Below are 20772 nucleotides of genomic sequence, written 5' to 3' on the forward strand. Positions count from 1 at the left end.
CACCAACACAGCATAAGGACGGGATTCATGAGGGTTTTGATTACGGGAGCGAGTGTGGGATTTGGTGCAGAAATCGCCAAAAAATTTAGCGCCAATGACCATGAGGTGATTTTGCTAGCAAGACGCAAGGAGCGCCTTTTAGCACTACAAAAAGAGCTTGGCAAAAATTGCGTGGGGATTCTTGCTCAAGACATCAATGATTTTGAGAAATTGAGGGCAAATTTAGAGGATTTTGCAGAAAGCATTGATGTGCTTATCAATAATGCAGGACTAGCTCTAGGGATAGAGCCAGCCTATGAGTGCGAACTCGCAGACTGGGAGAGGATGATAGAGACCAACGTCCTCTCACTTATAAGACTCACGCATTTTCTCCTGCCCCATATGATAAAAAGACAGCGCGGCCATATTATCAACATCGGCTCCATCGCGGGATCCTACCCCTACCCCGGTAGCAATGTCTATGGTGCCACCAAAGCCTTCCTCAAGCAATTCAGTCTCAATCTTCGCGCAGATCTCCTAGGCAAAAATATCCGTGTGAGCAATATCGAACCAGGACTTAGTGGAGGGAGTGAGTTTTCTTTGGTGCGCTTCAAGGGTGAGGAAAAAAGAGCCTACGAACTCTATGAGGGTGCGCATCCCTTGATGCCTGAGGATATCGCAGAGGCAGTGTTTTGGTGTGCATCACTGCCAGAGCATGTCAATATCAATCGCATCGAACTCATGCCCACCACCCAAGCCCCTGCAGGGCTCTCTGTACACAAGGATAAGGGATGAGCTCCAAATTTGTGGTGCGAGATTATGAAAAATTTGCACATGAGGCTAGAGAAATCTGTCCAAAACGCGTTTTTACCTCGCCGCTGACCACCTTTGCCTATGGGGTTGATGCCTCCTGCTACAGTACCACACCAAAAATCGTAGTCTATGCCATTAACGAAGAAGAGATTAAAAAGCTCATCGCACTAGCCAATGCCTGCAACACCCCCATCACCTTCAAAGGTGCGGGCAGCAGCCTAAGTGGCCAGGCAAGCAGTGAAAGCGTGCTCATCATCGCCAATCAAGGCTGGAAAAAAATCACAGTGCTAGATGCTGGCAAAAGAATCCGCTTAGGATGTGGCGTAGTGGGAGAGGATGCCAACAAGGCACTCAAACCCTTTGGCAAAAAAATCGGGCCTGATCCTGCCACCATAGCCACCGCACTCATTGGCGGGATTTTCAATAACAACTCCAGTGGAATGTGCTGCGGGGTGGAGCAAAATAGCTATCACACGATTAACTCTGTGCGCGTGATCACTGCTCAAGGAGTGGTGCTAGATACCAGCAGAAAGGAAAGCATGTATGAATTTTTGCAAACCCAAAGCGCGCTGGTAGAAGAGATCCTAAATCTTCGCGCTAGCATGCTACAAAACCCCGAGCTCATCGCACAAATCAAGAGAAAATACAAGATCAAAAATACTGTCGGATTTAGTATCAATGCCCTAGTTGATTTTGAAGATATCCAAGATATTTTAAATCATATCTTCGTTGGCAGCGAGGGCTGCCTGGCCTTTGTAAGCGAGGTGGTGTACACAAGTGTAGAAGATTTTGCAAACAAGGCTTGCGGGCTTTTGTTTTTTGAAGATTTGTCTAGCGCGAGTAAGGCCATCACTATTCTCGCAGAGCTTGGCAGAGAAGTGCTCAATGCAGCAGAGATCATGGATTATGCCTGCTTAGCTTCTTGCCAAAGGGTGCCAGAACTAGCAGAGATTTTGCAAGACATCCCTCCAAATACCACCTGCATCCTGCTCCAAACCCAGCATGAAACTTTTCAAGGCCTAGAGGCAAATCTCAGCAAAATCAAAGAAAGCCTCCAAGATGTGCACATGCCAAAAGCACTCTATACGCATGAGGAAAAGACCTATAATCTCTGGTGGAAGATCCGCAAATCCCTCCTGCCACTTAGTGCTGGCAATCGCCCCAAAGAAAGCATCGTAATCACTGAGGATGTCTGCTTTGAGATTCCTTATTTTTGCCAGGGCATAGAACTCATCCAAAATCTTTTTAAGCGCTTTCAGTTTAGCGGCATCATCTTTGGGCATGCGCTCAGTGGTAATGTGCATTTTGTCATCACACCAAACCTCAATGATGAGAGACAAAAAAAGCGATTTGGCCTCTTTATGGAAGACTTGGCAAAAGAAGTGGTGGCATTACATGGAGCCATCAAGGCTGAGCATGGCACGGGTAGGATGGTGGCGCCATTTGTAGAGCTAGAATGGGGCAAGGAGGCCTATGAGATCCACAAAAAAATCAAAGAGATCTTTGACCCCAAGGGCCTACTCAATCCTGATGTCATCATATCACAAAACAAAAATGTCCATCTGCAGCATTTTAAAGCTAGCCAGAGTTTTTTAGATCTTGTGGATCATTGCATGGACTGTGGATTTTGCGAAAAATCCTGCCCATCGCGCTTCCTCACACTCACTCCAAGGCAGCGCATCGCAAGCTCCAAAGAGATCCAGCGCCTCTCTCACTCCCAAGACCCCCAAGACATCCTAAGGGCCAAAGAAATGGAGCAGGAATATCAATATTTTGGCGTTGAGACCTGTGCCACCTGCTCGATGTGCAAAATTGCCTGTCCGCTAGAGATTGACACAGCAAACATCGCGCTAGAACTCTCAAAAAAGCCCCACCACAAGGGATTTGAGTATGTGTACAAGCATTTTGGTGGGTTTTTGAAGGTCGCGCGCGGGATGCTTAGCCTGGGGAATTTCGCACAGAGCGTGATCCCTCCCATGAAGCTCTATCATTTCTCAAAATCCCTGCATCAAAAATTTCATTTCCTGCCCATCATCCCACCATTTTTGCCCCAGAAAAATGACTTTTTTGCCAAACAAAAGCGCACTTGCTTCCACACCCCTGTGCAAAAAAATGAAGCAGCGCAAAATGAAGCAGCGCAAGCTCACAAAATCACCCCACATCCTCAAGCATCCAAGGAGGCAAAAGAAATCAGAGAGCTCAAAGAAGTGATTTATTTCTCCACTTGCATGAATCGCAGCTTCAAGCCCTCCAAGCTCTTACCCAACAATCGCCCCTTGCAAGAAGTCATGGAAAGCATCGCAAAAAAAGCTGGCATCAGGCTGATTTATCCCAAAAACCTAGAGAAACTCTGCTGTAAAAAGCCCTTTAGCCATATTGAGGCCATAAAGAAGGATGAGGGGCTAGCAAGGGATCTTATGGAGATGAGCCAGAATGGAAAAATTCCTATTTTGGTAGATCATAGCGCGTGCAGCGCACATATGATCCTAGAGGTTGCCAAAAACCTGCCGCTAGAGATCTTAGACTCCACAGAATTCCTCTATCTTGCGACAAAAAATCTGCATTTCAAAAAAATAGAAAAAAAGATAGCCATTCACCAAATGTGTGCGCTCAAAAAACTCCATAAGGAGCATTTCATCATTGAGCTTGTGCAAAGATGCAGCGATCATTACCATGTGCTTGAAAAGCTCTCTTGCTGTGGCTTTTCTGGCTACAAGGGATTTTTCACCCCTGAGCTCAATGAGTGCAACATCACCCCGCTCTCCTTGGATCACTGCGATCTTGGAGTGAGTTCTAGTAGCACCTGTGAAATCGGCCTATCTCTCAAACTCCCCTTCCTCAATGTCGCCTACCTGGTGGATGAAGCACTAACATAACAGAGCTTTTTGCGCGGGATTTTGGGCTGAAAATTTTATGAGCTTTGGCACGCAGCAATGCAGCTCCCCTTTTTATTCGCCCCACAAGCCCACTGCAAGGACAGGATTTGCTCTTACTTACAAGGCCTGCGCATTTGCAAAGGGGCTAAAGGTTATAAAAACATAAGAGAAGCCAAGACAAAAACACAGATCCCAAAAAGCCACAACTTTAAAAAATGAAAAAATATAAAATTTCAAAAAGCAAAAGGGCCAATGATGCAAAAACTCCTCTCACAGCTCCCAAAAATGGACAAAATCCTCCATCACAAAGACTTTGCAAGTTATAACAAAATCCTGCTCAAAAAAATCGCGCGCAAAACCCTCTCCTCCTACCAAACCCAAATCCAAAATAAAACCCTCACAAAGCCCCCTATTCTGCAAGATCTACTAAAGACAATCAAGCAGGAGTATCAAAAAATCACCTCCCCAACACTTAGGCCGCTCATCAATGCCACGGGGGTCGTGCTGCAGACAAATCTAGGACGCAGCATCCTCTCAAAAAAACTGCTCTCAAGAGTCTTTGGGCTTTTTAACGAGTATTGCAATCTAGAATATGACCTCCAAAGCGGCCAAAGAGGCAGCAGGGATGAGCATGTACGCGAGATCCTCTGCGCGCTGCTAGATTGTGAGGATGCGCTAGTGGTCAACAACAATGCCGCAGCCCTCCTACTCATCATCTCCACCTTTGCCAAGCAAAAAGAAGTCATCCTCTCGCGCGGGGAGCTTATTGAGATTGGGGGGAGTTTCCGCATCCCTGAGATCATCAAGGATGCGGGTGCTAGGCTCATGGAAGTAGGCACCACAAACAAAACCCACTTACAAGACTATGAGAGGGCTATTGGTGAACATACTGCCATGCTACTCAAGGTGCACAAAAGCAATTTCAACCAAAGTGGCTTTGTCTCAAGCATAGAGCTTAGTAGACTCATCGCGCTAGCTAAAGCGCATGGGGTGCTAGATTATTATGATGCGGGAAGTGGGTATATTTGTGGGCTAGATTGCGATGAGCCCTCACTCCTAGATATTGCAGAATTGCGTCCTTCTTTGGTGAGTTTTAGCGGGGATAAGCTGCTAGGAGGAGTGCAGGCAGGCATCATCTTTGGCAAAAAAGAACTTATCACAAAGCTTAGGCAAAATCATCTCTTGCGTGCTCTGCGCATGGATAAGCTAAATCTAGCACTCTTACAACAGACGCTTTTATGCTATCTGCAAAATAGACTTGATGAAATCCCCACCATCGCTATGCTAAAAACCCCCCTCCATGTTTTGGAGCAAAGAGCTAAAATGCTGCTAAGCCTCATTACACCCCTGCCTAGTCTGGAGAGCTCTCTGGTATTTTTAGAATCCTGCGCGGGGGGTGGCAGCCTGCCAGATATGCGCTTTCCATCCTATGGGGTGGCGCTAGAATGCGAGAGCCTTGCCACCAAGGAATTGGCAAGACTCTTGCGACAAGAGGGTGTAATCACCCGCAGCAAAAATGAAAAAATCCTGCTAGATGTGCGCTGCCTGCAAGAAAGGCATTGCAAGAAAATTGCAAAAATCCTGCAAAAAATCACTGGGGGAGATTGAGAAAATTTCTAAAAAATCTCACTGGGGGAATCAAGAAAAATGGCACAGAAAAATTCCGCTGGGGAATTTAAAATAATTTTCTTTCAATGGCTTAAAGGGGGATTCTTGCTCCCTTGCGGGGCTGCTTTTTCCTCGTTTGCTCGAGTGGCTTTTCTCGCAAAAAAGGCTTTATCCCCTCCCCGCTCCCGTGCACCTTGAGCGGGCGATAGGTTAGGAGCGTAAAAAATCGGTTTTAAACTCCTGTGGGCCACTGCCCACGGTAAAAAATAGAGCCTGACAGGGGTGGGGGTCCATAAGGGGGAGGGAGCGACTTTGCCATTCAAGCCCCTCCCCCTTGTGAAAGAAAGAAGCAACCCCGCGCAGGGTGGTGTGGTTGCGGTGCACGGGCACAAGTGGGGAAAAGGATGGGATTCCCCTATCCTATTGGCTGGCCGAGTAGGCTAGTGCGGCATTCTTAACATTAGGCTCTATTTTACCGTGGATGATGGGGGGAGGATTTTATTCTTTGGTGATGAAGGTTAGGGGAAGCTAATAAATCTAAGTGCTTTGCTATAATACAAACGCCCCTCTAAAGAGGGGCAAAACCATCATAAAGGACGAGCTATGAAGAGACATAGCAAAAAGCGTCCTACGAGGGTATTATACTTCAAATTTAGCCTTTTTTGGTTTAGGTTGGAGATTCTACTCAAGAGGTAACGCTTTGGGGCTTTTGCCCCGCCCTTTTGGTGGGTTGAACCAAAAATGCAAGTAACCCCTCAAGCCCCTCCCAAAAAAAACACTTTTTTTATCTAAATTTTGTTTTTTCTTCCTTGGATCAAGGAGGCTACTTCCCCCCCTTCCCCTGCGTGGAGTTTTTTTCCCTTTATCCCCTGCGGGGGTTCTTCTTTCACGCTTTCTTAAAAATCTCTTTCCTCGAATAACCTAAGCGGGTTGCTTTTTGATGACTTGAGAAGTTTCTTTTTCTTTGACAAGGGGGAGGGGCTTATATGTGCAAGTGTGGGCAAGAGCTTCGCTCGTGCGCGAAGTCACCCCTCCCCCTTATGGACCCCCACCCCGGTCAGGCTCTACTTTTTACCGTGGGCGGGGCCCGCATGGGTTTTAAACACTGCTTCCCCTCTAATCCCCCACTCCGGTCAGGCTCTACCTTATTTTTACCGTGGGCAGTGGCCCACATTTTTCAAGACACTTTTTTGCACTCAATTACTTCTTGCCCGCGTAAAGGGGACAGAGAAAGAACCCCTGGGGTGCTTGGGAAATCCTACAAAAATTCACTCCTCGATGTAGTTTCTAAGCTTCCTACCGACTTTGGGATGCTTGAGCTTTTTGATGGCACTGGATTCGATTTGACGCACACGCTCCCTGGTGACATTGAGTTCTTTGCCAATCTCTTCTAGCGTGCGATCACTTTCATCATCTAGCAATCCAAAGCGCATACGAATCACAGCCTGCTCGCGTTCATTGAGCTGATCAAGCACTTCAAAGATCTGAGCGCGCAGATCTTCTTTCATGATCTGATCCATGGTATTGGTGGAATTTTTATCCTCGACAAAATCCCCAAACTTCCCATCTTCATCGCTGCCAATGGGAGCTTCTAGCGAAACAGGCTCTTTTGTGATCTTGATGACATGCTTGACCTTATCCACGCTTAGGCCCACTTTTTCTGCGATGATCTCGACATCGGGCTCTTTTCCCGTCTCCTGGATGTATTTGCGCATGATTTTGTGAATGCGGTTGATGGTTTCAATCATATGGATGGGGATGCGGATGGTGCGCGCTTGATCAGCGATGGCACGCGAAATGGCCTGGCGGATCCACCAAGTCGCGTAAGTGGAAAATTTGAAATTTCGCTTATAATCAAATTTATCCACGGCCTTCATGAGCCCGATATTTCCCTCTTGGATGAGATCTAAGAAGGGCAGGCCGCGATTGGTGTAACGCTTAGCGATGCTTACCACTAGCCTTAGGTTAGATTTTGCCATTTTATTCTTTGCTTTATCCGAGATAATCTTGCCCCGCTTGATTTGCTCCAAAATCTCTTTGAGTTTTTCTGGATCGAGATCAAAGCCCTCCTCACTGGCTTCCTTGGTCTGAAAAAGCTTTTTGATATCCATGTAGATATTAACCATCGTGGCCTCAGGGACTGCTGCTAAAATATCTTCACGCGACATGGTGGTGATATTTGCCAAAATATTTTGATGGTTTTGGATGAGATGCTCATTAAAAAGTGGCAGGCGGTATTCTAGGCGCTTAAGCTCTCTCTCAAAGCCATCATCACTTTTTAGGGTATTTTCCATAGCCTTGACAAGCTCAGTGATGAGCTTGCTGGTGGGGCCAAGGTCGAGTAATTTCTCTTTGAGCACTTGCTGTTTATGCGCTAAGCCTAGGATAAACATCCATTCATCCTCATGCTGCTCTAGCGCACCCTTTTCTAGGAAATTGAGCCAATCTTTTCTGGCAGTATCCAATGCCCTAAAGCTCTTTAGCACCTTTTCGGCACGCTTTTGATCTTTTTTGGAAATAGGCTTTTTGCCCTCTTCTTCATCCCCCTCTTCTTCCTCTTCTAAATCTTCATCACCAGATTCCTCACTATCATCAAAGCTCTTAAAAAGCTCTTTGACCCTGCGCTCACGATTAATCAATGCCTCGCGATAATCATAGATAAAATCAATCAAATAAGGCACAGAGCAAATTGCATCCAAAATGATATTTTCACCAAGCTTGATTTGACGACTAAGCTCTACTTCATCTTCTTTGGTCAAAAGCTCAATTTGCCCCATCTCGCGCAGATACATGCGCACAGGGCTATCACTCCTGCTCCACTCTAGCAGATCCCTCTCCTTCATGAGGTCAAATTCATCACTGAGCTCTTCATTCAAGATTTTTTTGCGCTCTTCAGCCTGCTTAATCTTGTCTTTGGTATTTAGCGTCTTGGCAAGCTCAGAGGAACTCACAAGGGTGACTTGATGCTTTTGGCACAGCTCTCGGATCTTTTTGACCTGCGCGCTTGTTGGCATCTTTTGCAAGATCTCAGCGATTTTTTCAAAAGACAAAAAGTCTTTTTCATGCTCACTAAAAATCTCTTCTAATTTTTGACTCAATTCTTTTGCACTCATATTTTTCCCTTCTTATTGATAAATTTCTTGTTTGATTTCTCGAAATCCCCACTCCCTAGCAGCCTTATGAATCTGCTCTTTTGTGATTTCTAGACATGCGATGCCTTCTTTGTCATGGAGTTTTTCCTCAATCTGCCCACTGGGATTGACCACGAAAGACTCCCCATAAAATTCTAGATTCTGATCTTTGATCTTGACCTTGCCCACGCTATTGACCCGCACGAGCATGCAGCCATTACAAAAAGCACGCATGCGGCAGAGCATCTGCCATCTTTCATTGCTCTGGAAGGTAGAGGCAGTGGGGGTGATGATGAGATCTACGCCTTGTTCTTTGAGCTTGAGCATCAATGCATCAAAATGCAGCTCAAACCCAAAGAGCACGCCAATTTTGATGCCCTCATATTCAAAGGCCAGAGGGGCTTTGAGGGTTTTGCGTTTGGGATTATCAAAGAATTTTTCCTCATCCCAATGCTCATAATGAATCAAGCGCTGCTGCATGTAAAACTCTGTACTTTGCGCATCAATCACTGCGATTTGCTTATAGAGCCTATGCTTTGCATCCGTGGTGATGAGGGGGGCGATGATCTTGACACGATGAGCCTTTGCCATAGACTCTAGCATGGCAAGCTTTTGAGGGCTTAGCTGAGCGATCATGTCTTTGGAAGTCCAATCCTGGATGAAAAGATCAAAGACATATTCGCCAAATACCACGAGGCTATTTTTTTCGATATGCTTGAAATAATGACTCCAAACCCCCTTTTCCAAAGGGAGCGCAGCGGTCTGACAGATCGCAATCTTCAACTCTTATCCTTTGAATTGATCTTGATGGCCTCATATTCCATTTTTGCAATTTCAAGCATTTCCTGGGCTTCTTGGAGCTCCTTTATGCCCTCTTTGTAGAGGGATAGGCCTTCTTTGAGACTGAGATCTGCATCTGAGAGGCTTGCTAAAATCTCCTTAATCCTTTCAACTCGTTGTTCAAAATCCCGCTGCTCCACCCTAGCATCATCCATAATACACCTCACGATTCAGATTTTTGAGATCCTTGTCTGTGCACACTGCTGCTACCATGGCGCCAGTCACATTGCTAGAAGTACGCGCCATATCGATAATGGGATCGATGGCCAAAACAATGCTAAGCAAGACAAACTGATCGCTAAAGCCAATCCCAGCAAGCATGATGGATGCGGCCATCGTGGCAGACCCTGGCACCCCAGCAATCCCAAGTGAGCCCAGAATCACCATCAAAATCACAATCACCACAAAACTCACATCAATATGCACGCCAATGCTATTAGCAATGAAAATCGCCACCAATGCTGGGAAATAGCCCGCACAACCATTGAGCCCCACAGTCGTGCCAATGGAGGCCACAAAATTTGCCACCCCAGAGCTCACGCCTACTTTGTTTTGCAGCGTGGAAACGGTAATAGGCAAGGTTGAGACAGAGGAGCGAGAGGTGAAAGAGAACAAAATCACAGGCAGAACCTTTTTCATGAAGATAAAGGGGTTGAGCCCGCGCAGTGCCAAGATCACACAATACACCACAAGCATAATGACCATCGCCACATAAATCAAAATGATAAATTTTATTGCGGTTTTGATGGCGCCAAAACCATTGGAAAGCAGCACCTCTGCCATCATGCACACCACCGCATAAGGCATAAATCGGATAATAAACAACGTGATATCCATGATGATTTTATGCACCGCATGCACGAATCTCTCAAAGAGCAAAGAGCATTGCTCAAACCCCTCTGCCCGACCCATGGACTTGGCACCAAATCCGATGAAAAAAGAAAAAATCACTAGCGCAATGATATTGTTTTTTGCCATGGAGTCAATGATATTGCCAGGGATTAGGCCTAGCAAAATCTGTGTGATGGTCTTGACTTCGCGAATCTTTGCCTCTGGGACAAAGTCCTTAGTCTGCAAACCTAAATCAAAGACATATCCCAAAATCACCCCAACACCCCCAGCGATCGCCACAGTAAAGAGGATCCAAAAAAGAGATCTGCTAAGCAGGGAAGAGATCTTGATATCTTTGTCAATATCAATGACCACCTTGATGATGGAAATGCTAATAATGGGGATGACTAGCATCTTGATAAATGCCACAAATGCATCAGCAAAAAATCCAAACCAATTGCGCGCTTCATTGAGCCAGACTACGCTTTTGGAATCTTCAGGATAGTCAGCAAGCGCCTCCAAGATAAAGCCAAAGCAAAGACCTGCCACAAGCCCTACAAGCATGCGAATAGAAAAATCCACCTGCTTGTTTTGGAGTTTTTTTAGCACAAAAAATACAAAAAATAAAATCGCAAAAATCACTAAAGTCTGCCACTTAGATACCATCAAAAACGAATTCAAAAAATTGCTACCCACCTTAATCCTCCTTTGGTTATCATTGTTCCTTTTTAGCCAGAAAAAGGGTGGAAATATTTACGTTATAGCCTTTTACCATCATCATTTTAAAGCCTCTCTCTTTTATTTTTTGCTCCAAGACTTCAGTGCTCAAAAACCCATCAATGGAATGGGGTAGATAGGCATAAGCACGGTAATTGCGCGAGATCATGCCGCCAACCACTGGCAGGATCTTCCGAGTGTAAAATTGCATCATCTTATCCAAGAAGCCCCTACACTCCTTTCTGGTGAATTCCAAAATCACCAGCACACCATTGGGCTTGAGCACGCGCCAAAACTCAGAGAGTGCGCGCTCGATATCTACGACATTGCGAATGCCATAGGCGATGGAGAGCACATCCACGCTCTCATTTTCTAATACCCAGAGATCCTGAGCCATGCTCTCATGCAGCTTGGCTGGGATCTTGCTAAGCTTTTCTTTGGCCACTTCTAGCATCTTGCTAGAGGGGTCAATCCCAATAAAAGAAACCTTCCTATCCCTACTCTGCTTCTCCCAGTGCAAAATCATATCCCCCGTGCCACAAGCGATGTCTGCGATACACAGAGGATTGTTTTTTTGGAGTTCTAGGGCTCTTTTGCAAGCATCCCTGCGCCATGCAACATCCACCCCCATGCTCATTATGCGGTTAATCCTGTCATAATTTGGCGCGATTTCATTAAACATCTCAATAATCTTCTCTTGCTTGTTTTCAAGAATTTGCTCTTGCTTATTTTCCATGCTCCAATCCATCAAGATAGGCCTCCAAAATCCTTATTTGCTCTTTTGTTTGTGCACTTGCTGTGCCGCCCAAAGAATCTCTAGCATCCATAGATGCACGCAGATCCAAGATCTCTTTTACCCCTTTTTTGATCTTGGGGTTTAGAGAGAGGATCTCCTCTTCTTCTAATTCTGAGAGATCTAGCCCCTTTTTTTCGGCAAAAAGCACAATCTCTCCCGTGATATGATGAGCCTCACGAAAGGGAACCCCACACTCACGCACCAAAAAATCGGCTAGATCTGTCGCGCTCAAATGCCCAATTTTTGCCATTTGTAGCATATTTTTGGGATTTACTTGCATTTTTTGGAGCATCGCAGATAAAATCTCTAGACAAATCTGGATATTCTCCACACTATCAAACACTCCCTCTTTGTCTTCTTGCGTGTCTTTGTTATACGCGAAGGGAAGGCCCTTCATCACCACAAGCAAGGCAATGAGATTGCCAAAGATCCTACCACTTTTGCCGCGCAAAAGCTCGGGCACATCGGGATTTTTTTTCTGCGGCATGATGGAGCTGCCCGTGGTATAGTCATCTGAGAGACTGATAAATCCAAATTCATAGCTACTCCAAAGCACCAACTCCTCAGCAATGCGAGAGATATGCATAGAAATCATAGCAATATCATAGAGCAGATCCAGTGCGAAATCCCTCTCACTCACGCTGTCCATGGCATTCAACGTAGGAGCAATAAAGCCAAGCTCTTCTGCCATCATAAGACGGTCATTTTTGTAAGGAGTACCAGCTAGCGCACCCGATCCTAGCGGAAGATAATTATTGCGCAAAAAGCTTGCTTGCAGACGCTCAATATCGCGCTTGAGATTTGCACACCATGCCACCAAATGAAAGCCAAAGTTGATAGGCTGGGCATGCTGGAGGTGCGTCATGCCTGGCATAATGTCTTCTGTGTGATGCTTGGCAATCTCTAGCAAAGTGCGCATGAGCTTTTGTAAAAGTGCTTGAATCTTAGCATTAGCATCTAGGACATAGAGGCGAAAATCTAGTGCCACTTGATCATTGCGGCTGCGCGCGGTGTGCAGCTTCTTGCCCACATCCCCGATCTTTTGAATGAGAGCTTTTTCGATGGCCATGTGAATGTCTTCATCTACAATATCAAAGACAAATTCTCCCGCCTCAATCTCTCTGCCAATCTCTAAAAGCCCCTTGATAATGGCATCATATTCAGCAGCATCCAGTACGCCGATTTGATGCAGCATCTTTGCATGGGTCTTGGAGCCCAAAATATCATAGCGCCACAATTTATAATCAAAGGGGATGGAAGCATTGAATAACTCGAGCAACTTCGCGCTCTCCTTGCCAAATCTCCCGCCCCATAGTTTTGCCATCTCTGCTCCTTAAAAGCGTAGCACCACGCAGGTGATGATTACCACCAAAGCGATGGTAGGAATCTCATTAAAAAATCGGAAAAATTTCCCACTGGCTGGCATTTGACCCTGCGCAAATTTCTTCATATAATACAAACATAGGAAGTGGAAAATTACTAAAAAAATAATAAAAAGCAGCTTAACATGGATCCACATGCCACTTTTGAAAATCCCAGGATCTAGCAGCAAAAGCGTCCCTCCACTAAGTAGAGTGGCTAGCATGGCTGGGGTGCCAATGGCATTGAAAAGCTTGCGCTCTTGGATCTTGACCACCTCACAAAAGCCTGTATTTTCAAAATACTCACTATGATAGACAAAGAGCCTTGGAAGATAAAAAAGTGCTGCCATCCAAGAGATCACAGCCACGATGTGAAAAATCTTGACATAGAGATAGAGTTGTGCACCATCCATTTTGATTCCTTTGTATTTTTATTGCTGCATTGTATTTTGTGTTTGTGATTTTTCTGTCCCTGGATTTGATTTTTTTGCCTTTATTTCATTTTTATTTCACCTTTCATGAGAATTTTTGAGCAAAATATTCCGCGCTCTGCCCTGAGTGCATTTGATGCCTTTATTTTTTGGTAGGCATTTTACTTACAGGATTTTTGCAATTTTTGGACTTGCACTGACCTTGCTATTCTCATCATTTTTTTCACTTTTATATATGCTAGATTACAAAACTCCTAGATCCCAAAATCCCTCACAGCCCCGCTTGTTTTTCTAATGGAATCCAAATCCTTAGCCTTGGCTGGGTTTATTGACAAAGCGCATTTGCTCAACCTGTGCGGCAAATTCTTCCACACTCCCCTCCCTGCCACGGATGTGCAAAACCACCCCAGCATCACAAAAGCGATCTTTTTGCAGCTCTAACTCTAAAATCTTGGCTAGATATTCCACCCGACTTAGCAATGCATAGCTACAAAAAAACTCCCTTTGGCATTCTTGTACAAAATCCTGCAGGAGGTTTTTTGACTCTGCGATCTTGACGCATTCCACGATACTCTGAGTATAGGCGCGCACCAAGCCCCCTACCCCAAGAAGCGTCCCCCCAAAATATCGCACCACAATCGCAGCAGAATCCACCAAATCCCTGCCACGCAAGACATTGAGCACAGGCATGCCAGAGCTCCCGCGGGGCTCACCATCATCGCTAAAAGCCTCTTCTACCCTCCCAGAATCATACACCCGATACGCATAGACAAAATGCACAGCCTTGAGATGAGTGTTTTTGAGTTCTTGGAGTTTTTCTGCAAAATGTTCCCAAGGAAATAAAAAGCCAAGGAAACTAGATTTTTTGGCTTCTAGCTCAAAAAACGCCTCTCCTACAATCTTTTTCATAGACTCTTGAGATAGATTTGCACATCTTTGTTTCTCAAGATCATGGCAGTTTTGCCCTTTTTTTCTACGAAAAACAGCCCCTTGAGATTCTGAGCAAAGAGGAGTTCAAAATCCATCAGACTTGGTGGATTGCAAATCCTTCTGGTGATATTAATCTCATAGATCTCAATGTCATCTGCATCTTTCCAAGAATAATCTGCAGAAAAATTATTACAACCCGCATCGCCATAGATGCGATTTTGCTTGGTATCAAAGCGCAGAGAAGAAACATTGTCTTTTTGCGCGAGCTCTTGTAGATCCTCTGGGCTCATCTCTTGATTGCCATCCATACTTGCTAGAGGATCTTGATTATTTTGGGCGTCATCCTTTACTTCATCCTTTGTGCTTAGGAGCTTTAGGGCATGATCCTTCATACCCCTAAGCCCATCATAACTCTTCCCCTGTATAACAATCTTTTCAATCTCCCAGTTATTGCCAGAAAAACTGCCCTTAAAAAGATCTAGCAGACCACAACCACTCAATACAAAAACAACAATCAATGAAAAAAACTTTAACAAAATCTACTCCAAAAAAAGCCAAGAAATTTACAAAAACAGTGGCGGAAATAATCTCTTAAAAGCCCGCATTTTAACGAGAATCCCTTAACAAATCTTAACTTTCCCACAAATTCCCCCCGCCACTTTTTGGCTGCGGCCTGGCTGGATTTATTTTGACTTGGCTCTTGTGAAGATTTTTTGAACTAGCCCTTAATTTTCAAACAACAAAAAAAGAGAGAAGTTTTTAAGCAAAAAAGAGGAGGTGAGATTTGGCAATGGGGGAGTGTGGAAGTAGAGTCAAAGAAGGATTTTAGAGCTTTGTGAGACTCCCACGCAGTCTCTTGGGTAATTCCCCAGCCATCCTTTGCTGCATCCTCTCTAGGCCTACCATACCCCCTACAATGCCAGGGGAGATTAGGCGGGATTATCTAGACTAGAGTTTGATTCTTGGATGGGGGTTTTGCAGATTTGTGCGCAATCATATGCAAGGCTTAAAAAATCCCTAGACTTCACATCCAAAAAGTTGCTATTAGAGCCGCGCACTCGTGTTTGCAATGCCAAAAGCTTGGCTTCTTCACTCTCAAAATCTGGCAAAGCTGGGATTTCCTTGGCAAATTTCTCCGCATACGCATCATAAAGTGCGTTAAAGTCTTGATTATCAAGCTCAAGATTTGCCGCCACATCTAGAAGGTATTCTTTTTCCTCATTATCTAGCACACCATCTAGATAGCCCAAAAGCAGCAAAAATTCTACAAATTTTAGGCGCTTCTTGTATTCTGCATAGCTCAGAGTCAAAAACTCCTTTGCTAGCGCGATGAGACCTCGAGTATCCTCTTTCCCACAGGCTTGCTTTGCGAGATCTTTGTATTTTTCCTCAAGTGGATTATTTGAGAAATACTGCTCCAAAAGATGATCCATTAACACATCATAGCCCTCCTGCATCCTTGCACGGTTGGGAGTTTTGGCGCAGATTGCCAGGCAGACCCCAAGCTCAGTGGCACCAAATTGCTCCTCTTGCGTCTTTGGCGTGACATAGTAGGGATCTTCTTTGAGATCATATTCGAGCTTTTCTGCCTTCTCTTTTTTGCTTCTAGGCTCGATGGGATTTTTGAGATATTCCTTGAGGCTCTGATAGAGATAGAAAACCACCCCAGCAGCGATAATCAATAATAAATATTCCATGATACTCCTTTGTAATTTCTCATTCCTAAAGATTGCTTTGATTTTTTTCTTTTTTGAGGCGAGTGAGTTTTTTGGCACGCTCACGCTCTTCTTTTTTCTTTTCCTCAATGGCTAGCAATCGCTCGTTTTTCTTGCGCATTTGATGGATATACTCCTCTCTTTTTAGCGGGAAGGAAAAGCCAATAGGGCGCAGGGTGAGGATGAAAAATACTAGTAAAAACACAGATACAGAGATGATGGGCGGATCACTTGGGTTGATATAATGCCAAAACCAAGCAATACATCCTGCAAAAATCAATCTCAAAAGAATTCTAAACATCTTGCCCCCTTGGGGTGGCTGCTTTTGCTTTCATTTTCACTCCTTTGCTGCTTGCATGTTTTGCTTTTTACTCCTCCTGCCGCCTTTACCCCAGCATTCTTACTTGTGCCTCCACTTATTGGATTAGGCAACTTCACACAACCCAGTGACCTTCAAACTAGCAATCCAAAGAATCACCCGGGATAAACCCTGTAGCTTTCCTGCTAGAGGGGGCGCACCAGCTAGCCTATGGAATAAAAAGCTCCTACTCTCTTTAGGTACACCAGCCTCAAATAACAGAGGGAAGCACACTTGGTGTTTAACTGGTAGGAAGTGCTCCCTTGACCCTACCTGGTTTTACTTTGGCGGCATGAGTCAAACCCTCTAGCAGCTCTTTTAGAGCTGGAATCTTTTGCAAAGACTCCCAGATCCTTTGAGCTCCAAGTCTCTGACCAGCCCAGCAGCCTCTAGATTATTAGGGCGTGTTCTCAAATAGCAAAACCCCATGCACACGGCGCAAAATCCCGCTGTATCTCTAGAAATCTCCCTGCCCGCTGCTTTTTGATGCTAGCACCCTCTAGAGATATTGCTTGTTATGAGGATTTGATAGAATCGCCTCCATGGATCTTTTCATCTCTTCTTCCTCCAAGCTCTCCTCCACAAAAATCTTTTTGCTATCTAGTCGTACAAAAATCACGCTTTCTTTTTCCCCAACAGTGATGGCAATCTGCAAGATACTTGAAAGATCCATTTCCACAATGCTGCCGATGTTCTCACTCCCAAAACCCGCCTCAAAGCTAATCCCTCTCTCTGTAAGGGCCAGACTCTCAAAGGTATAGCCCGCCAGCACAAAGGGGCTGATAGGGCGAAAATCCTGCAAAATAGAGGCTGGAAGTGGAGGATCAAAAGACACTTCATCAATCTTGCACCACAGGATGAAGGATTTTTTTTTCTGCATCAAAAACTTAATAATGTTTTCGCAATGCTTGTCTTGCAATTTGTCAAATTTCATAATAGCTCCTCAAATTCCTTAAGCATCTTTTTGACCTCCTTCATGCCGATGTTCCAAAATTTGGGGTCCTCGATGTCAAAACCAAATGCAGAGACTAGCTCCCTGGGGCTCTTGCTGCCCCCACTGCTCAAAAATTCCTCATACACTCCCACAAAACTCTGGCCTTGTTTTTTGTACAGCCCAAAGAGTGCGAGCACGAGTAACTGCCCATAACTATAGGCATAGCAATAAAATGGAGAATGCACAAAATGAGGAATGTAGCTCCACCACATCGCATAGTTTTTGGTGAGTTTTAGGCTTTTGCCAAACATCTTTTGATTCTCTTCCATCCACATTTCATCCAATTCCTCTGCCTTTAACTCGCGATCGCTTGCATGGATCGCGCGCTCAAAATTGGTCATTACCACCTGACGAAACATCGTAGAGAAAATATCTTCTAGCTTTGAGGCATAGATTCCCAGCAGCTGATCCCTGCTTAGCGTTTTTTTGACACTATCAAAAAGCAACATCTCTGCAAATACCGAGGCAGTTTCTGCAGTGGTGAGCGGAGTGTCCATATTGAGATAACCCTGTTTTTTGCTAAGCTCTTGATGTACCATATGGCCAAATTCATGTGCGATGGTGAAAACATCGCGGTAATTGCCTGTGTAATTGAGCAGCACAAAGGGATGGGCACTTGGCACCGCACCATGACTAAATGCACCACCCCTCTTGGCATCTCTTGGGTGAGAATCCACCCAGCCTCCCTCACAGGCTCGCTTGGCGATTTTATAAAATTTGGGTGAAAAATCCTCAAAACATGCAAGCACCATCCCAACCCCCTCTGCATAATCCAAAGAAAACTCCTGATTCAAAATGGGCGCATAACGATCATAGTCTTTGAGCTTGTAGCCAAGGATCTGGGATTTGTGTTTGTAGTATTTGTGCACCAGCTTCATGTTGCCATTGACCACGTCAATGAGGCTATCTACGCTCTTTTGGCTGATGTGATTGCTCTGGTGCCTGAAAGCCTCCTTATTTGGGTAGTTGCGCATCTTACTTTGGATCTGCAAGTCCTTGCGCACCATGTTGAAAATATAGCCTAAAAGCATGCGGGATTTTTTCAGTTCTTTGCTAAAGCATTTCTGAGCCTCTTTTCGCTCCTCTCTATTACTGCTATGCAAGAGCGCCAAAATCTCCTCCTCTCTTTTTTCTCCTTCCTGGTAGGGGATTTTTAGCGTGCTAAAAAACTCATCAAAAAGCCTGGCAAAAGCATCCACACCAACAGGCGAGACCTGCAAAAGCACTTTTTCTTCTTCTAGACTCAATTGATGGGATTTTTTGAGTAAGAGTTTTTCAAGATAATAGCCATACTGCCCTGCTTCTTCCATCAAATCTTTTTGAGTCTCTGTATCTAGGGCGCAAAATTCCAGCTCAAAAAACAAGACATGCGACTCAATCTCATGGGTTTTCATCTCATATTCGGCATAAATGGCGCCTTTTTTTGTATCACTGGCAAAATGCAAAAACACATAGGTCATCACCCTGCCAATGCCCTCTAAAACCTCCTCATACTCCTGCAAGCTCTTGTGAAAATCTTTGGATTTTTCTAGCTTGCCCTTGTGCTTTTTTTCAAAATCCTTGGCGGCATCTAGGAGATCTCTACAAAACTCCTCTAGCCTTTCAAAATTCTCAAAAAGCACACTCAAATCCCATGTATGGCTCATTCTCTCTCCTTTATCGCGCGCTCTACCAACAAATCAGCAATTTGCACATGCGTATTGATGCTTGTGACATTCAACTGTCTGAGTTCTTCTTCTTGCATCTGTGAGTCAACCTTGGCAATTATATCAATGTTTGGTGCGATTTTTAAAACCGCATTGCAAATTGCATGGATGATGCTGGTGTTGTCAATGGCGATGATGAGGCATTTGGCATCTTGTAGGTGGAATTTCTCTAAAAATGTATTTTGCGTGATATTGCCAAAGACTACGCGATCCTTGCGTTTTTCGCCCTTCTCTACTTTGAGGATGTCATAATCCATCGCCACATAATTGATGTTTTTTTCTTTGAGTTTTTCTACCACCACCTCGCCAAAGGCCCCATAACCCGCCACTACGACATGATTGAACAAAGGCACACTCACCATCTCCACACCCCTATCTTTGTGCAGGCCTAGATGAGTGTGTCTTTTGAGGAAATAGGCTGTAATATTGGAGAGATTTTTGAGGATGAATGGCGTAGCCACCATGGAAAAGACCACGGTAAGCACCAAAAACTGATGCAGATCTTGAGAGGAGTAATGCAGCACCCCATTTTGCTGGAGGTATTTCAAAAATCCATTTTGCAATGGCGCATTAAAGAGATCTGCACCACTAGCATTCACAAAAATCGCGAAAGAAAATTCTCCCACTTGCGCCAATGCACAGGCGGTTTTTAGCGCACTTTTGTCACTTCGGAAAAATCGCAAAATATAATACAGCACCGAAGTCTTCACACTCATGACAAAAAACACCAGCAACACAACATTGAAAAAATTATAAAGCAAAAAAGGCAGATCCACCTGCATGCCCACAGTGATAAAAAACAGCGCCAAAAAGATATCGCGAAACTGCTTGAGATCAGACTCTACCTGGTGCTTTAATGGAGATTTGGCAATCATCATCCCAGCGATGAATGCCCCAAGAGACATCGAAAAACCAAAAGACCCACTAAGCTCAGCAGCACCCAGCAAAATCAGCAAAATGCTTGCCATGAAGATTTCATTGTTCTGGCTTTTGGCAGCCAATCTCAAGATCTTGGAAGCAAAATATTTGCCTGGCAAAATCAATAAAATCAAAATAATGAAGATGGAGGTAAAAGTCTTTAGCAGCATGGTGGAAACTTGAGAATCTTTGTTGCTAAGCAATGCCAAGATGATCAAAATAGGAATAACTGCAATGTCCTGCATAATCAAAATGCCTAGCACACTCTTGCCATGGATGGTGCCAAGCTGCTTGGTTTCATCAAAAGATTTGAGCACGATGGCAGTGGAAGAGAGAGAGAAGCTCATGCTAATCACTAATGAGATTACGCTTGAAAGCCCCAATACAAAATGCGCTAACAAAAAAAATACAGTAGAGATCCCCACTAGCTGCAAAATCCCAAAAAAGACCACTTCCTCTTTCATGGACTTGAGCCGATCAAAACTAAATTCTAGCCCAATCATAAACATCAAAAACACAATGCCAAATTCTGCTAGCTCACTAAGGATAGAGAAATCATTGAACTTGAAAAAATGCGCGATAAAAACCCCTGTGACGATATAGCCAATAATCACAGGAATGTCGAAAAATTTCAAAATCAGGTTAAAAAAAATCGACATTGCAAGTCCAACTAATATGACAAATAATACCGCTGTAATGACTCTCTCCTTATTTTTTACTCTAATTCAGTAGAATTTACAAATGTAATATTTTAGATTCTTTTTATAA

17 protein-coding genes and 1 pseudogene are annotated in these 20772 nt (G+C 44.4%); 3 read left to right on the forward strand and 15 right to left on the reverse strand.

Features of this window, described 5'->3' with window-relative positions:
* The first annotated feature begins 27 nt into the window (after positions 1-27).
* From DQN48_RS04485 to selA, 3 genes are all read left to right on the forward strand, one after another.
* Positions 28-774, forward strand: a complete 747-nt coding sequence (locus DQN48_RS04485; RefSeq protein ID WP_013023163.1) for an SDR family NAD(P)-dependent oxidoreductase — start codon at positions 28-30, stop codon at positions 772-774.
* Positions 771-3668 (forward strand): FAD-binding and (Fe-S)-binding domain-containing protein, encoded by a 2898-nt coding sequence (locus tag DQN48_RS04490; RefSeq protein ID WP_013023164.1) that lies wholly within the window; start codon positions 771-773, stop codon positions 3666-3668. Before DQN48_RS04485 ends, DQN48_RS04490 begins: the two co-directional genes overlap by 4 nt.
* Positions 3669-3920: 252 nt before the next feature.
* Positions 3921-5276, forward strand: a complete 1356-nt coding sequence (gene selA / locus DQN48_RS04495; protein ID WP_231843979.1) for an L-seryl-tRNA(Sec) selenium transferase — start codon at positions 3921-3923, stop codon at positions 5274-5276.
* Positions 5277-6544: 1268 nt separating this feature from the next.
* Here the strand turns inward: selA and rpoD are convergent.
* The 15 genes and pseudogenes from rpoD to DQN48_RS04565 form a co-directional block, all read right to left on the reverse strand.
* The gene (gene rpoD / locus DQN48_RS04505; RefSeq protein ID WP_013023167.1) at positions 6545-8389 is read right to left on the reverse strand and encodes an RNA polymerase sigma factor RpoD; all 1845 of its coding nucleotides are present in this window, start codon (positions 8387-8389) and stop codon (positions 6545-6547) included.
* A gap of 12 nt (positions 8390-8401) precedes the next feature.
* Positions 8402-9190, reverse strand: a complete 789-nt coding sequence (locus tag DQN48_RS07760; RefSeq protein ID WP_013023168.1) for a carbon-nitrogen hydrolase family protein — start codon at positions 9188-9190, stop codon at positions 8402-8404.
* Entirely contained in the window at positions 9187-9402 is a 216-nt protein-coding gene (gene xseB / locus DQN48_RS04510) for an exodeoxyribonuclease VII small subunit (RefSeq protein ID WP_013023169.1), read from the reverse strand. The genes DQN48_RS07760 and xseB overlap by 4 nt, the downstream gene beginning before the upstream one ends.
* Complete coding sequence (locus DQN48_RS04515; protein ID WP_013023170.1) at positions 9395-10774, reverse strand: cation:dicarboxylate symporter family transporter; 1380 nt, start codon at positions 10772-10774, stop codon at positions 9395-9397. Before DQN48_RS04515 ends, xseB begins: the two co-directional genes overlap by 8 nt.
* Before the next feature lie 19 nt (positions 10775-10793).
* Complete coding sequence (gene ubiE, locus DQN48_RS04520; RefSeq protein ID WP_041913142.1) at positions 10794-11531, reverse strand: bifunctional demethylmenaquinone methyltransferase/2-methoxy-6-polyprenyl-1,4-benzoquinol methylase UbiE; 738 nt, start codon at positions 11529-11531, stop codon at positions 10794-10796.
* Entirely contained in the window at positions 11521-12915 is a 1395-nt protein-coding gene (gene argH, locus DQN48_RS04525) for an argininosuccinate lyase (protein ID WP_013023172.1), read from the reverse strand. Before argH ends, ubiE begins: the two co-directional genes overlap by 11 nt.
* Positions 12916-12924: 9 nt before the next feature.
* Positions 12925-13365, reverse strand: coding sequence for a protoporphyrinogen oxidase HemJ (hemJ, locus tag DQN48_RS04530; protein ID WP_013023173.1), 441 nt, complete (start codon positions 13363-13365; stop codon positions 12925-12927).
* 327 nt (positions 13366-13692) lie between these two features.
* The gene (locus DQN48_RS04535; protein ID WP_013023174.1) at positions 13693-14292 is read right to left on the reverse strand and encodes a YigZ family protein; all 600 of its coding nucleotides are present in this window, start codon (positions 14290-14292) and stop codon (positions 13693-13695) included.
* Positions 14289-14849 carry an META domain-containing protein gene (locus DQN48_RS04540; RefSeq protein WP_013023175.1) on the reverse strand — a complete coding sequence of 187 codons (561 nt, stop codon included), beginning with the start codon at positions 14847-14849 and terminating at the stop codon, positions 14289-14291. Before DQN48_RS04540 ends, DQN48_RS04535 begins: the two co-directional genes overlap by 4 nt.
* 393 nt (positions 14850-15242) lie before the next feature.
* On the reverse strand, positions 15243-16010 hold the full coding sequence (locus DQN48_RS04545; RefSeq protein ID WP_013023176.1) for a TerB family tellurite resistance protein: 768 nt from the start codon (positions 16008-16010) through the stop codon (positions 15243-15245).
* 25 nt (positions 16011-16035) lie between these two features.
* A complete protein-coding gene (locus DQN48_RS04550) occupies positions 16036-16329 on the reverse strand; it encodes a hypothetical protein (RefSeq protein WP_013023177.1) in 294 nt (97 codons plus the stop codon).
* A gap of 556 nt (positions 16330-16885) precedes the next feature.
* Positions 16886-17320 (reverse strand): hypothetical protein, encoded by a 435-nt coding sequence (locus DQN48_RS04555; RefSeq protein ID WP_013023178.1) that lies wholly within the window; start codon positions 17318-17320, stop codon positions 16886-16888.
* Positions 17317-19026 (reverse strand): M3 family oligoendopeptidase, encoded by a 1710-nt coding sequence (locus tag DQN48_RS04560; RefSeq protein WP_013023179.1) that lies wholly within the window; start codon positions 19024-19026, stop codon positions 17317-17319. Before DQN48_RS04560 ends, DQN48_RS04555 begins: the two co-directional genes overlap by 4 nt.
* A complete protein-coding gene (locus DQN48_RS07820) occupies positions 19023-19448 on the reverse strand; it encodes an NAD-binding protein (protein WP_231844003.1) in 426 nt (141 codons plus the stop codon). Before DQN48_RS07820 ends, DQN48_RS04560 begins: the two co-directional genes overlap by 4 nt.
* Before the next feature lie 45 nt (positions 19449-19493).
* Positions 19494-20663 (reverse strand): annotated as a pseudogene (locus DQN48_RS04565) (cation:proton antiporter domain-containing protein); the annotation flags it as partial.
* Positions 20664-20772 lie beyond the last annotated feature (109 nt).

The sequence above is a fragment of the Helicobacter mustelae genome (genome assembly GCF_900476215.1).
Taxonomy (GTDB): domain Bacteria; phylum Campylobacterota; class Campylobacteria; order Campylobacterales; family Helicobacteraceae; genus Helicobacter_H; species Helicobacter_H mustelae.

Coding starts and splice junctions, on each gene's coding strand:
- DQN48_RS04485 (WP_013023163.1), top strand. CDS start 28: ATGAGGGTTTTGATTACGGGAGCGAGTGTGGGATTTGGTGCAGAAATC.
- DQN48_RS04490 (WP_013023164.1), top strand. CDS start 771: ATGAGCTCCAAATTTGTGGTGCGAGATTATGAAAAATTTGCACATGAG.
- selA (WP_231843979.1), top strand. CDS start 3,921: ATGATGCAAAAACTCCTCTCACAGCTCCCAAAAATGGACAAAATCCTC.
- rpoD (WP_013023167.1), bottom strand. CDS start 8,389: ATGAGTGCAAAAGAATTGAGTCAAAAATTAGAAGAGATTTTTAGTGAG.
- xseB (WP_013023169.1), bottom strand. CDS start 9,402: ATGGATGATGCTAGGGTGGAGCAGCGGGATTTTGAACAACGAGTTGAA.
- ubiE (WP_041913142.1), bottom strand. CDS start 11,531: ATGGAAAATAAGCAAGAGCAAATTCTTGAAAACAAGCAAGAGAAGATT.
- argH (WP_013023172.1), bottom strand. CDS start 12,915: ATGGCAAAACTATGGGGCGGGAGATTTGGCAAGGAGAGCGCGAAGTTG.
- hemJ (WP_013023173.1), bottom strand. CDS start 13,365: ATGGATGGTGCACAACTCTATCTCTATGTCAAGATTTTTCACATCGTG.
- DQN48_RS04535 (WP_013023174.1), bottom strand. CDS start 14,292: ATGAAAAAGATTGTAGGAGAGGCGTTTTTTGAGCTAGAAGCCAAAAAA.
- DQN48_RS04545 (WP_013023176.1), bottom strand. CDS start 16,010: ATGGAATATTTATTATTGATTATCGCTGCTGGGGTGGTTTTCTATCTC.
- DQN48_RS04550 (WP_013023177.1), bottom strand. CDS start 16,329: ATGTTTAGAATTCTTTTGAGATTGATTTTTGCAGGATGTATTGCTTGG.
- DQN48_RS04555 (WP_013023178.1), bottom strand. CDS start 17,320: ATGAAATTTGACAAATTGCAAGACAAGCATTGCGAAAACATTATTAAG.
- DQN48_RS04560 (WP_013023179.1), bottom strand. CDS start 19,026: ATGAGCCATACATGGGATTTGAGTGTGCTTTTTGAGAATTTTGAAAGG.
- DQN48_RS07820 (WP_231844003.1), bottom strand. CDS start 19,448: ATGGTGAGTGTGCCTTTGTTCAATCATGTCGTAGTGGCGGGTTATGGG.